At 62.2% G+C, this 13065-nt stretch carries 13 protein-coding genes; 8 read left to right on the top strand and 5 right to left on the bottom strand.

The genetic code is table 11. The annotated features are described in order from the left end of the window. Positions 1-2 precede the first annotated feature (2 nt). The 5 genes from AC1Z36_RS06995 (at position 3) to AC1Z36_RS06975 (ending at position 4412) form a co-directional block, all read left to right on the top strand. Positions 3-1382, top strand: a complete 1380-nt coding sequence (locus AC1Z36_RS06995; RefSeq protein ID WP_483561875.1) for an aminotransferase class III-fold pyridoxal phosphate-dependent enzyme — start codon at positions 3-5, stop codon at positions 1380-1382. 59 nt (positions 1383-1441) lie between these two features. Next, positions 1442-2800, top strand: coding sequence for an FAD-binding oxidoreductase (locus AC1Z36_RS06990; RefSeq protein WP_133833530.1), 1359 nt, complete (start codon positions 1442-1444; stop codon positions 2798-2800). Positions 2801-2838: 38 nt separating this feature from the next. Next, positions 2839-3276: a hypothetical protein gene (locus tag AC1Z36_RS06985; RefSeq protein WP_133833529.1), complete on the top strand. Its 438-nt coding sequence runs from the start codon at positions 2839-2841 to the stop codon at positions 3274-3276. 19 nt (positions 3277-3295) lie between these two features. After that, the gene (locus AC1Z36_RS06980) at positions 3296-3844 is read left to right on the top strand and encodes an HtaA domain-containing protein (protein ID WP_105657053.1); all 549 of its coding nucleotides are present in this window, start codon (positions 3296-3298) and stop codon (positions 3842-3844) included. A 112-nt stretch (positions 3845-3956) separates the two neighbouring features. Then, a complete protein-coding gene (locus tag AC1Z36_RS06975) occupies positions 3957-4412 on the top strand; it encodes a hypothetical protein (RefSeq protein WP_332485876.1) in 456 nt (151 codons plus the stop codon). Between the two features lie 23 nt (positions 4413-4435). Here AC1Z36_RS06975 and AC1Z36_RS06970 read toward each other — a convergent pair whose 3' ends face one another. Beyond that, positions 4436-5251: a shikimate 5-dehydrogenase gene (locus tag AC1Z36_RS06970; RefSeq protein WP_105662520.1), complete on the bottom strand. Its 816-nt coding sequence runs from the start codon at positions 5249-5251 to the stop codon at positions 4436-4438. A gap of 102 nt (positions 5252-5353) precedes the next feature. On the opposite strand from AC1Z36_RS06970, the gene arr reads away from it, so the two are divergent. Beyond that, positions 5354-5764, top strand: coding sequence for an NAD(+)--rifampin ADP-ribosyltransferase (arr, locus tag AC1Z36_RS06965; RefSeq protein ID WP_133833527.1), 411 nt, complete (start codon positions 5354-5356; stop codon positions 5762-5764). Between the two features lie 81 nt (positions 5765-5845). Here arr and AC1Z36_RS06960 read toward each other — a convergent pair whose 3' ends face one another. The 4 genes from AC1Z36_RS06960 to AC1Z36_RS06945 form a co-directional block, all read right to left on the bottom strand. Beyond that, the gene (locus tag AC1Z36_RS06960) at positions 5846-7258 is read right to left on the bottom strand and encodes an aldehyde dehydrogenase family protein (protein WP_332498503.1); all 1413 of its coding nucleotides are present in this window, start codon (positions 7256-7258) and stop codon (positions 5846-5848) included. A gap of 25 nt (positions 7259-7283) precedes the next feature. Further along, a complete protein-coding gene (locus AC1Z36_RS06955; protein ID WP_133833525.1) occupies positions 7284-8714 on the bottom strand; it encodes an APC family permease in 1431 nt (476 codons plus the stop codon). 113 nt (positions 8715-8827) lie between these two features. Then, the gene (locus tag AC1Z36_RS06950) at positions 8828-9751 is read right to left on the bottom strand and encodes an AraC-like ligand-binding domain-containing protein (RefSeq protein ID WP_166650707.1); all 924 of its coding nucleotides are present in this window, start codon (positions 9749-9751) and stop codon (positions 8828-8830) included. Positions 9752-9855: 104 nt separating this feature from the next. Next, positions 9856-10449 (bottom strand): TetR/AcrR family transcriptional regulator, encoded by a 594-nt coding sequence (locus AC1Z36_RS06945; RefSeq protein ID WP_133833523.1) that lies wholly within the window; start codon positions 10447-10449, stop codon positions 9856-9858. Between the two features lie 130 nt (positions 10450-10579). Here AC1Z36_RS06945 and AC1Z36_RS06940 point away from each other — a divergent pair, with 130 nt between their 5' ends. Beyond that, positions 10580-12502 (top strand): primary-amine oxidase, encoded by a 1923-nt coding sequence (locus AC1Z36_RS06940; protein WP_483561874.1) that lies wholly within the window; start codon positions 10580-10582, stop codon positions 12500-12502. Next, positions 12486-12926 (top strand): hypothetical protein, encoded by a 441-nt coding sequence (locus AC1Z36_RS06935; protein ID WP_105657062.1) that lies wholly within the window; start codon positions 12486-12488, stop codon positions 12924-12926. The genes AC1Z36_RS06940 and AC1Z36_RS06935 overlap by 17 nt, the downstream gene beginning before the upstream one ends. The last annotated feature ends 139 nt before the right edge of the window (positions 12927-13065 follow it).

The raw sequence follows: 13065 nt of genomic DNA, 5'->3' as shown, positions 1-13065 counted from the left end.
CCATGACTGAACCACTGGCACAGCCACTGACGCAGGGCGTTTCCGCAGCGGATATCGCCGCTGGCCAGCACGCCTACGAGCTGGACCGCAAGCACGTCTTCCACTCCTGGCAGGCCCAGGGGCCGTTCGCCCCGATGGCCATCCTGAAGGCCGAAGGCTCCTGGGTATGGGACGGCGAGGGCAACGCGCTGATCGACCTCTCCAGCCAGCTGGTGAACACGAACATCGGGCACCAGCACCCGAAGGTGATCGCCGCGATCCAGGAGCAGGCCGGCAAGCTGGCCACCATCGCCCCGCAGCATGTGAATGACGCGCGCTCGGAAGCGGCCCGGCTGGTTGCCAAGCATACCCCCGGGCAGCTGGACAAGATCTTCTTCACCAATGGCGGTGCCGATGCGGTGGAGCATGCGGTGCGCATGGCGCGGCTGCATACCGGCAAGCACAAGGTGCTCTCCGCGTACCGTTCCTACCACGGCGGCACCCACCTGGCGGTGAACCTCACCGGGGATCCGCGGCGCTTCGCCTCGGATCATGCCACCGATGGGGTGGTGCACTTCTTCCCGGCCTACCCGTACCGCTCCTACTTCAATTCGAGCACCCCCGAGGAGGAGACGGCCCGGGCGCTGAAGCACCTGGAGGACACCATCCTGCTGGAAGGCCCCAGCACCATTGCCGCGATCATCTTGGAGAGCATTCCGGGCACCGCGGGCATCTACCTGCCGCCCCCGGGCTATCTGCAAGGCGTGCGCGAGCTGACCGAGAAGCACGGCATCGTGTACATCGCCGATGAGGTGATGGCCGGGTTCGGGCGCAGCGGGCAATGGTTCGCGGTGGACCATGCCGGCGTGGTTCCGGACCTGCTGACCTTCGCCAAGGGCGTGAACTCCGGCTACGTGCCGCTGGGCGGGGTGGCGATCAGCCCGGAAATCTTCGAGACCTTCCGCGAGCGGGTCTACCCGGGCGGGTTGACCTATTCGGGCCACCCGCTGGCCTGCGCGGCGGCGGTAGCCACCATCACCGCGATGGAGGACGAGGCCATGGTGGAGAACGCCCAGCGCTTGGGCGAGGAAATCATCGGGCCGCGCCTGGCGCAGTTCGCCGCCGAGCACCCGAGCGTGGGCGAGGTGCGCGGAACCGGCGTGTTCTGGGCGATCGAGCTGGTGAAGAACCGGGAAACCCGCGAGCCGCTGGCCGCCTATGGAGGCAGCAGCCCGGAGATGAACCAGGTGGTTGCCGCCGCGAAGGCCGCAGGGCTGCTGCCCTTCGCGAACTTCAACCGGCTGCATGTGGTGCCGGCGATGAATATCGAGGACGACGTGCTGATCGAAGCACTGGATCGCCTCGAGCAGGCCTTGGCCGTCGCCGACACGTTCGTTCAATAGCACCGATCTGGCAGGACAGCTCAGCTGTCCTGCCAGTTCTGCATTCAAAGGAGATCGAGATGACTACCGTGGCGACCAGTCCAGTGCTATGCGCCCATCCCCGGGCCTCGCTCGATGAGCAGGACCGCAAGCAGGCCAGCGTGGACCGCTCCGGCTATGTGCCCCCGACCTTTGCCGACGGGGTGATCTTCGCGCAGGACATCGATGATGTGGTGCTGGCGATGCAGTTGGCCCACAAGCATGGCGCCACGATCGTCCCGCGCGGGGCCGGCACCGGGCTGGCGGCAGGGGCCAGCGCCGAGGCCGGGCAGATCGTGCTCGACTTGTCCCGGATGGACAAGATCCTGGAAATCGATCCGGTGGAAGCCACCGCGGTGGTGCAGCCCGGCGTGCTCAATGCGGCGGTGAACCAGGCCGCCGGCGAGCACGGGTTGTTCTACGCCCCGGATCCTGCCAGTACCGCGATCTGCTCGATCGGCGGCAATATTGCGACGAATGCCGGCGGCATGTGGTGCGCCAAGTACGGGGTGACCCGCGAGTCGGTGCTCAGCTTGCTGGTGGTGCTGCCCGACGGGCAGCTGCTGCGTACCGGGCGGCGGACCATCAAGGGCGTGGCCGGCTATGACATGAATGCGCTGATGATCGGTTCGGAAGGCACCTTGGGCATTGTGGTTGAAGCACTGCTGCGCCTGCGCCCGAAGCCCAAGCACACCTCCACCTTGGTCGCCTACTTCCCCGATGAGGATACCGCGGCAAAGGCCGCCTCGGCGGTGATCGCCGAACGGCTGGCCCCCTCGGTGCTGGAGCTGATGTGCGGCAAGACCCTGAAGGCAGTGGATGCGGCGCTCGGAACGGATCACGAAGCGCGCGGCGGCGCGTTGCTGCTCGCGCAGACCGACGGCTACGGCGCGCAGCTGGAAATGCAGGCCCTGCAGGATGCGATCGCCCCGCTGGCCGCGCACATCGAGATCGCCACGGACCAGGAGCAAGCACAGGCGCTGATCGAAGCCCGGCGCCAGGCGATCCCGAGCATGGAGCTGCTGGGCACGGCCTCGATCTGCGATATCGGCGTGCCGCGCAATCGCTTGGCCGAAGCCTTCGCCGGCCTGCAGCGCATCGAGGATGAACGCGGAGTATCGATCTTCACTATCGCCCATGCCGCCGATGGCAACCTGCATCCGATCATCGTGGTGCCTGAAGGCCAATCCATCACCAGCGGCGCACCGAAGGCCGCGCTGGGAGACATGTTCCACCTCGCCAAGTCCCTGGGCGGCACGCTCACCGGCGAGCACGGCATCGGTTTGCTCAAGCAGGATTGGCTGGCCCAAGAGCTGGGCGAAACCTCGCTTGCGCTGCAGCGACGGGTGCGCGCGGTGTTCGATCCACAGGGCATCTTGAACCCGGGCAAGGCGATTTAACCCTAGAAGTCATCCGCTGACATGGGTAGGGTAAATACATGGATGAGTATCTACCGGTGGAATTCAGTCTTCCTCTCGTGTCGCTGGCGGCTTCTGTGATCTTCTTGCTGATCGGGTTGCCCTTGATCATCCACGCCCTGATCCGACGCAAGGGCTTCACGCGCCTGCGTGACGGGGAGCAGACTTATGCGCGACGCGCATCCATCCGCACCGAGTTCATTTCTGCCGGAATTGCTGTGGTGGCAACGGCCATCTGCCTGGTCATGGGCATCACCGGCTACAACACCGCGATGAGCAACCTCGTGGCGAACGTCCAGAAGGAATATTCGCCGACCGAGTTGGAGATCAAGTACTGGAACGGGTCGTGGGCAACAGCAGATATCGCCTTTGCCGATGGCACCAGCTACGTGGATGCCCAGATCTCAATGCAGTCTGCCTACCGTCCACTAGTTGAACCGAAGATGACTCAGGATTAGCTGGCAGAGAACTGTCGCCATGATCCAACTCCAGTATGAAATACTGGCCACAGCATATTTTCACGCCGATATCCTGTGGAGGGAAAAGACAATGACCGGAAGTGGTGCGCCAGCAGGCGATCCGTTCCAGCCGCATCTTGAATGGGGTCTGAAAACCTCGTTCGTGAGCTATATTTCTTCCCTCGCCGACGGACGCATTGAAGCTGCCAACGGGGTATGGCAGGCAGGCAACGCGTTGGCGTTCCCCGTCTCCCCCGCTGCAGAGGTACCGGAAAACGAAATCTGGTTCAACGGGCGTGTGTCCTTCTCCGGGCACGGCGGCATGATGAAGCTGGATCTCTTTGAACCGCGCATCGTGAACCATGACGAGAACATCAGCCTCACGATCGACGAAGCCGGCGAACGCGTTGCCATTGCCGAGCTCACCGAAACCAGCGTTTCGAACGCTTTCGGCCTGGTCAAGACCCGCTTCTCGGCGGTGCTCACCGAGGCAGGTTCGAAGCTGTTCAACGGCCAGTACCCTGCCGGCCAGCAGATGGAAGAAGTCGAGGTCGTGCTGCGCGGTTAGCAGCTCACCAGCAACAGGGCCCGGCACGAAAGTGCCGGGCCATTGGCATATCTATCACCCGTGTTCAGTTGCCGGGGCTGATTTTCTCCCTTTAGCAAGGTAGGTTCGGTTCATGTCTAGAACTTTCCTGTCGAAGATCAGAATCCTGACTGCGCTGAGTATTGCGATGATGGCTTTGTCTTTCGTCATGGCTCATTCGTGGTTATTGCAGATCCTCACGCTGGGTCTAGGCGCTTCGGCACTAATATCGGTCTTCGCCCGTATATGCCAAATAAGGCGCACAAGTGCCGACAACCAGTCACTTCTGCTTCCCTCGCTCGCCATCACCGCGGCAGGTGCATTCATCTTCCGGTCCTTCATCTTGTGGGCGACATCCAGGCCTGCAAGGTACGCCGACTACATGCCCGAGAACGGTGTACCGATCACGAATGGAATTGCATTGAACACGCAATTCTTCCAGTTGCTATCCATGGGATTGATCGTGCTCTTACCGATCTCGTTCTTCGTCCTGCTGATGGTATTTTTTCGTGGAAAGAACATCATAAGCCAAGTGAGTACCGCCAACTAGGGCGCGTACTGATATTCGGGGCTTCAGGATTCCCGGGAGAATTCTGAGGCACGCAATACCTGCTCTTCACTTAGTGCCTGGCCGGTGTACTTCTGAAACTGCGCCGCGGCTTGCAGGGCGATGACTTCTGCCCCGGTAATCACCTGCTTGCCAGCAGTTCGTGTTGCGCGGATCAATGGTGTTTCACTTGGGAAAGCCACCACGTCGAAGACGGTTCGTGCGGCTTCAATCTGCTGAGTGCTAAATGCGTGCTCCTCAGACTGGGCTCCGTCCATGCCCAGCGGCGTTACGTTCACAAGAATCTCGTGTCCTGGAGCCGGGTCAGCACTGGTAAATCGGTAACCGTATTTGTCAGCTAAGGCTTGGCCGGAAACTTCGTTACGTGCCAGCACCGTCAGGTCGTTGAATCCGGCTTCGCGGAAGGCGGCCACGACGGCCTTGGCCATTCCTCCGGAGCCTCGGACAAGCACGGAACTTTCAGGATCCAGCTGATGGCGTTCGATGAGCGTCGCGATCGCCTCGAAGTCGGTATTTGAAGCAACCAGTCGCCCGTTGGTATTCACGATGGTGTTCACCGAGTCGATTGCCTTGGCCGAAGGCTCAATCTCATCGACCATGTTCATCACGTCTTCCTTGAACGGCATGGATACCGAACAGCCACGAATGCCCAAGGCCCGGACACCAGCGATGGCACCAGCGAGGTCTTCGGTCGAGAAGGCCTTGTAGATGAAGTTCAGCCCGAGTTCTTCATACAGGTAATTATGGAACCGGGTGCCGATATTAGATGGTCGACCAGATAACGAAATGCATAGGGTCATGTCCTTGTTCAAAATAGGCACGCGTTACTCTCCAAATACTGTCGTCGGTTCACTTCCCAATATACGTGGCGATACCCGGCCGATCCTTTCATGAACCGGCAATGGCGACTATCGTCTTGGCCTATGAGCAACGAACTTGATGACGGCCCGTTCTTCCACGGCACCAAAGCCGCGCTGCACCCCGGGGATCTGCTGTCCCCCGGTTTTCCCTCGAACTATCGTCCCGAAATCATCATGAACCACATCTACTTCACCGCACTTGCCGATGGCGCGGGGTTGGCCGCCGAAATTGCGGCCCTGGAGGGGACCGCCCATGTCTATGAAGTGGAACCGACCGGGGCGTATGAAGATGACCCGAATGTCACCGACAAGAAATTCCCGGGCAATCCCACGCGTTCCTACCGCAGTGCGCATCCTGTACGGGTGATCCGTGAAGTCCACGATTGGACCCGGCTGTCGCCCGAAGCCTTGCAAAGCTGGCGTGAACGCATCGCAAGGATCACCGATGACCCCACTGCCGAGATCATCAACTAGCCTTCGCACGCAAATGGGCGGTGCCCGATGCCTGGATAGGCACCGGGCACCGCCGGGGAATGCTGGCGAACGCAGTCTCCGTCAGCCCTTGATGATCTGCGGCTGAGCCAGGGACTTCAAGCCGTCAATACCGAATTCCAGGCCGTAGCCGGACTGCTTGGCGCCGCCAAATGGAATGCGCGGGTCGATGGTGCCGTGCGAGTTGATCCACACGGTGCCTGCTTGGATCTGCGCCGCGACTTCTAGTGCCTTCTCGCGGTTGCTGCTCCATACCGAGGCTCCGAGCCCGACTTCCAGGGCATTGGCGTGCTTGATCGCTTCGGCCGTGTCCTTGACCTTGATGATCGGCAGGGCCGGGCCGAACTGCTCCTCGACCACCAGCGGGTTGCCCGGGTCGATGTCGGCAATGAGCGTGGTCGGGTAGAAGTAGCCGGCCGCGTTTTCATCGGGGTTGGCACCGAGCAGCACCTTGGCGCCGGAATCCACGGCATCCTTGACCAGGGAAGCGACGATGTCGTACTGGGCCTTGTTCTGCAGCGGACCCAGCACGTTGTTCTCGTCGAGGCCGACACCCATGGGCATCTGCGCGGCGACGCCGGCCAGTGCATCGCACACCGCGTCGTAGATCGATTCGGGCACGTACAGGCGCTTGAGCGCGGCACAGGTCTGGCCGGTGTTGATGAAGGCACCCCAGAACAGGTCTTCGGCGATGGCCTGCGGATCGGCGTCTTCGAGCACGATGCCGGCGTCGTTGCCGCCCAATTCCATGGTCAGGCGCTTCACGGTATCGGCCGAGGAGCGGATGATGGCCTTGCCGGTGCGGGTGGAGCCGGTGAACATGATCTTGGCGATATCCGGATGGCCCGAGAGCCTCTCGCCGACCTCGCGTCCGCCAGCCACGATCTTCAGCACGTCTGCTGGCAGCACTTCGTTGAGCACGTGGACCAGGGCCAGGACCGAGAGCGGGGTGTATTCGCTGGGCTTCATCACCACGGTGTTGCCCATGCGCAAGCTCGGGGCCAGCTGCCAGATGGAGATCATCATGGGCCAGTTCCACGGGCCGATGGCGCCCACTACGCCCAGTGCGCGGAAGTGCTTGGCTGCATAGGTTTCGCCGTCATCCACGACCACTTCCGGCTCGATTTCATAAGCGGTGGCGGCGCGCAGCCAGGCGGCTGCTCCCCCGACCTCGAAGCGCGCATTCGGCCCGTTCAGCGGCTTGCCCTGCTCACGGGAGAGCAGCTCGGCGAGCGCTTCCGCGTTGGCTTCGATATTGTCCGCGGCCGCATTGAGCACGCGGTTGCGCTCTTCGTGACCCAAGGCATCCCAGGCCGGCTGGGCGGACTTTGCGGCGGCAACGGCCGCGTCGAGATCGGCGGCAGTCTGCTCGGCAACACAGCCAACCAGTTCACCGGTTGCCGGGTCCAGGATTTCGGTGCCACCGGTTGCGGGCTGGATCGCATCCAGCAGTTCTTGGGCGTTTGCGTAAGCCATCTTTGAGCTCCTTGGTACTGAGTTGTTAGGTGACGGGAAGTTTTTCGGCCATCGGTGCACGCCGTTTGGACGAGCGGATGACCAGTGCCAGCACCCATGCGATGAGGCCAGGCAGGATCACGATGCCTTGCAGCACATAACCGAGCATTCCCGGTTCTGCCATGCCAAGCAAGATTTCGAAGTTGATGACGATTTGGGCGAAGACATAGACCAGGGCGATGCCCGAGACCAGCGGAGCGATCACCCGGGTTATCAGGGATTCTCCGCTGCGGTTCGCCTTGAAGTATCCGATGACGGCAAAAGAGGTCAGTGCCATGAGCAGCACCAGCCCGTAGGCCGCCGAGTTGGTCATCCAGGTGAACATCGTGAACACGACATACATCGGATCCTTGCCATGCGAGATCACCGCGAAGACGGCGATAACCGCCAGTCCGAGGGTGGACTGCGCCAGCGAGCCTGCAACGGGGGCGTGGGTGGTGCGCGAAGTTGCGGCAAGGAACTTCGGCAGCGCCCCGCCGCGGCCCATGGAGTAGAAGTAGCGGGCAATGACGTTGTGGAAGGCCAGCAGCGCGGCGAACAGGCTGGTGATGAACAGGATGTTGGCCAGATCGACGAACCAGGCTGGCGCGTTGGCGCCGAAGAACGCGAAAATCAGGTCGGGGCCGAATTGTGCCGAAGCGCCGATGACGTTCGAGGCGCCTTCGCCGACAGCTACGGCGAAGGCCGAAAACGCGTAGAAGCAGGCGATGATGACGACCGCGATCATCGTGGCACGCCGGGCGGTGCGTGCTGGATCCTTGACCTCTTCGTTGTAGATGGTTCCGGATTCGAAGCCCATGAAAGCGGCGATGGTGAAGGCCATGACGGCGCCCATGCCCGGTGCGATGGCGTCAGCCATGTTGAAGGATGCGGCCGGCTGCGGCGCTTCGGGAGCCAGCACGAAGGCCATGATGTTGTAGATGATGACCACGAGGAATTCTGCGGCCACGACGATGCCCAGGATCTTGACGGAGAAGTCGACCCGGTTCATGCCCAGGAAGCCGACAACTGCCCACGCGGCCAGGGCCATGGCCCACCATGGGATGGCGGTGCCGAAGGAGGCATTGGCAAAGGATGCCGCGGCGAATCCGAACATGCCGTAGATGCCGATCTGCATGAGGTTGTAGCTGACCAGGGCGACCATTGCCGCTCCCACGCCCAATGCCCGTCCCAGCCCCTGGGCAATGTAGGCGTAGAAGGCGCCGGCGTTCGGGATGTAGCGGCTCATCGCGGTGTAGCCGATGCTGAAAACCAGCAGGATGGCACCGACCATGAGGAAGGACAACGGCACGGATTCCATGCCGGTCACCGCGTAGTTGGTAGTCACGCCGCCAGCCACGGCGGTTAGCGGTGCGCTGGCGGCAATGATCATCACGACCAGAGCCGGCACCGTCAGTGTGCGTTGTTCGAGTCCCATTCGATCCCCCATTTGCCGAGTGCTTGGATATCAGCATCGCCCAAGTGCTCGGGCTTGTCCTTGGCATTGAGTGCAGGACCATTGGCTCCGCGTGCACAAGAGTGTCCTGCGCCTCAGCCGGCGCAGCGGTATTTGCCCGGGGTGGAACCGAATTCCTTGGAGAACATGCGGCTGAATCCGGCCGCATCGGCAATCCCGACCCGGGACCCGATGGCTTGGACGGGCAGTTCGGCCAGCAGCGGGTCGCGCAGCAGGCGCGCGGCCTCGCGCATCCGCAGATGGCGGATCAATGCGGCAACACTGAGCGGCTGGTTCTCGAAAAGCGCGTGCAGGCTGCGCACGGACATGAAGTGGGCGGCAGCGATGCGTGCAGGTCCCAGGTCGGGATCATCCAGGTGTGCGCCGATGTAGCTGGTGGCCAATTCGCGCTGCCGCTCCTTGGCATCGCCATGGCACTCGGCGCCAAGCGCCCCGCCCAGGGCAGTTGCCAGCAGGTCCACGGTATTGCGCGCCAGCTGGTAGCCGCCGAATTCATCCCATTGGGACAGATTGGCGCCAAGATGGCGCAGCAGCGGGGCGACGGTTCCCGATAGCGGGTGGGTTTGCCTCAGGGCGACGGCGGTGAGCTGGCCGACCTGTTGCTGGGACAGGCGGAACAGACCATGGGGAACCAATGCGACGAGCACCGACGCCGGCTTTTCAAAGGCCAGGGTGTAGGGGCGCTGCGTGTCATAGATCGCCAGGTCCCCTGGGGCCAGCAGGGTCTCGCGACCGTCTTGGATCAGCAGCCCGTAGCCATCGAGCTGGTAGGAGACCTTGTAGAAATCCCCGTCGCCGCTGGAGGTGAGGTTCTCGGTTCGTTGCACTGCGTGGGGTTTGGCATGTATGCGCATCAAACCGATATCGCCGAGCATATTGGCACCCAGTGTGGCGGTGAAATGGCCGCTGGAAATCTGCTCGCATTGCAGCCTGACGAAGGCGTCGGAAATGAGCCGCGACCACGCGGTGAACGAATCGACGTGCTGAAGTTGGTACATGCTTGCCTCCCCATTGAAGCCCATCAACTGTGTCGGGCATCACGAATGAGAGTACGCCGAGCGAAGCGAAAAGTCACTATTTTCTTCGCGCGGAGAATATCCGCCTAGCTCTGGGGGTGCAGGCGGCGCAAGGCATCCAGGCGGTATTGCAGCTGCGCTTCGAGCGACTCGGCGGTGTTGACAGCTTCATCGAGCACGCTGCTGGCCTGAGCGCCCATCAGGAAATTGATCATCGAGTCGCGGGCAACACGCGCCGCGGGATGTTCCGGACCCAGCAGCTGTCCAAGCCATTGGTCGATGAGCTCGCGCCACCGGTCCATAGTTTGCGCATTGACCGCAGCCAGCGCACGGTCCCCGAGGGCCAGATGCCAGAAGTGCACAGCAATGCGGGCTTCATTGCGCCGCAGCTCATCAAGCGGGAGCACTTCGCGCGCGAACGCCTCCAGCGCACCCAGCCCGGCTTGCCCCTGGCACATGCGGGCGATGCGCCGGTCGGTAGCCTCGGCCACGTAGCGGAACGTGGCAACCAGCAGCGAATCGCGCGTCGGGAAGTAGGGCTTGAAGGCGCCATTTGAATAGCCGGCCGCGGCCGCCAAATCACGCAGATTCAGCTTCTCGATGCCTTCGCGGGCAATGAACCTCCAAGTGACTTCGACAATCTCCCGGCGACGCTGATCATGGTCCACGATTTTCGGCATGGTTCAAGATTAGCGAAAAACAATTTATTTCAAGCAAGGGCTTGCGTCACATTGACCCCGTCCGTATTCTCTACAACTAGAGAATAATAAATGCCGCAGATCACACTTCAGTGCCGAAGGAGCCCGTCTCATGCCAATCACCACCGCCACGGATTTCACCCTGCTCAGCGAAGCAGAGGTCGCTACCGCCAAGGATTTGCTGGTCAGCCACCAGCTTTTCACCGAGAACACCCGCATCGCCTACATGGGCTTGGAAGATCCACGCGCTGACCGTCCCGGACGCTTTGTCCGCGTCATGCTCATGGACAAGCTGGCCAACTCCCCCAAGGATGTCGTCCTCGACCTGGGCGCGCAGGCCGTGCTCTCCAGAATCGACCTGGATCCGGCCAAGGTGGGGCAGATGCCCGTGCTGCTGGAGGAATTCGAAATGGTGGAGGCCATACTGATTGGCGATCCGCAGTGGGCGGCCGCTCTGGCCAAGCGCGGCCTGAAACCAGAACAGGTGCGCGTTGCCCCGCTCTCCGCAGGAGTTTACGAAGACGAGTACCCGCAAGAAGCAGGACGCCGCATCCTGCGCGGCCTGGCCTTCCGCCAGGATTTCGCCGAAGACTCGGCCTGGGCCCATCCCGTTGATGGACTGGTGGTTTACATCGACACCATCGCCGGAAAAATCGACCAGCTGCTGGACCTGGAAGTCATCCCGGTGCCCGAAACCCACGGCAACTACACGGACCCGGAACTCACGGGCCCGGTGCGCACCACCCAGAAGCCCATCGAGATCACCCAGCCTGAGGGCGCCAGCTTCACGGTCAGCGCAGGCAACCACGTCGAGTGGGAGAAATGGTCGCTGGATATCGGTTTCGACATGCGCGAAGGTCTGGTTCTCTACAACATCGCCTTCAACGATCGGGGCACCGAGCGCCGCATCCTGGACCGTGCCTCCATTGCCGAAATGGTAGTCCCCTACGGGGACCCTTCCCCGGTGCGCAGCTGGCAGAACTACTTCGACACCGGCGAATACCTCATCGGACGCCTGGCCAACTCGCTGGAGCTGGGCTGCGACTGCCTGGGCGAAATCCACTACATCTCCCCTGTGGTCACCGACGCCGATGGCAATGCGCAGAAGATCACCAACGGCATCTGCATGCACGAGGAAGACGCCTCGATCCTCTCCAAGCACGCCGATGACTGGTCAGGCGTGAAGTACACGCGCCGCAACCGCCGCCTGGTGATCAGCTTCTTCACTACCGTGGGCAACTACGACTACGGCTTCTACTGGTACCTGTACCTGGACGGCACCATCGAATTCGAGGCCAAGGCCACCGGCATCGTGTTCACCTCGGCCATGCTCGACGAGCGCTACTCCTCGGAAATGGCGCCTGGCCTGGGCGCGCCCTTCCACCAGCACATCTTCGGCGCCCGGCTGGACTTCGCCCTGGACGGCGGACCCAGCCGCGTCATCGAAGAAGAAGCCGTGCGCCTGCCCATCAGCAAGGAGAACCCCCGGGGCAACGCCTTCACCCGCAGCCACACGGTGCTGGCTACCGAGAAGCAGGCGGTACGCGATAGCAATCCGACCGCCGGCCGCACTTGGGTGGTGACCAACCCGGATTCGAAGAACTACCTCGGCAAGCCGGTGGGCTACAAGCTGATGTCCCAGGGACTGCCGACCCTGCTGGCCGCCGAAGGATCCTCCATCCATCGTCGCGCAGAATTCGCCTCCAAGGCCCTGTGGGTGACCAAGCGGGAGGACGGCCACCGCTATCCAACCGGTGACTTCGTGAACCAGAACCCGGGCGTTGACGGCATTGGCTCGTGGATCGAGGACGACAAGAACATCGACGGCGAGCAGATCAGCCTGTGGCACACCTTCGCGTTGACCCACTTCCCGCGGACTGAGGACTGGCCGATGATGCCTGTGGACACCGTTGGCTTCACCATCCGTCCCGAGGGCTTCTTCGACCGCTCCCCTGTCCTTGATGTTCCAGCCCCGGTCCAGCACGGCTGCTGCGCCACCAAGGAATCAGACGGTTGCTGTGGCAGCGGCGACTAGCCACGCGGCCAGGGTGCCGGCCGGACACATTGCCCTGGGAGCCGCTTCGCTGGGCCTGGCCGCAACCCACCTGCTGGTTCTGGCACTGATGCCGCACTCCTTGTGGTGGAACCTGGCATTGCTTGCCATGACCTTGTGGTGCATCAAATGCTCCTGGTGCGTGCTGCGCGGCGGTTCTCCCCTGCGCCTGCTGGTGATGAGCGCGCTCATGGGCACCTCCCATGTGGCGATGGTGATCGGCATGCCGTGGTTTGGCGGCCATCACGCGTCCCACGCTGCGCACGGCGCCCAGCATGCACCGGTGATGCTGGGAGTTGCGGCCGCCGAATTCCTCCTGATGTTCGGCGCGGCTTGGCTCAGCCGCCATTTCCCGGGACGGGCGCATCAATTCACTAGCGGCAAACCGGTCGCGGTTCCCGCATGACCAGGCCCGGTCTTCGAAGCAGTGCTTTGCTGTTTCGAAGGCCGGGTTTCGGCTTGGCTTCGGGACCTTGACAACCCCGAGCGGCGCAGGCTTAGATGAGTAATGAATCACATTCAATTTGTATTCATCTTTCCGAGAA

It is taken from the genome of Glutamicibacter sp. BS14, assembly GCF_056934375.1.
Note: the sequence above shows the minus strand (reverse complement) of the source record. Positions and strands in the feature narration are given on the sequence as shown.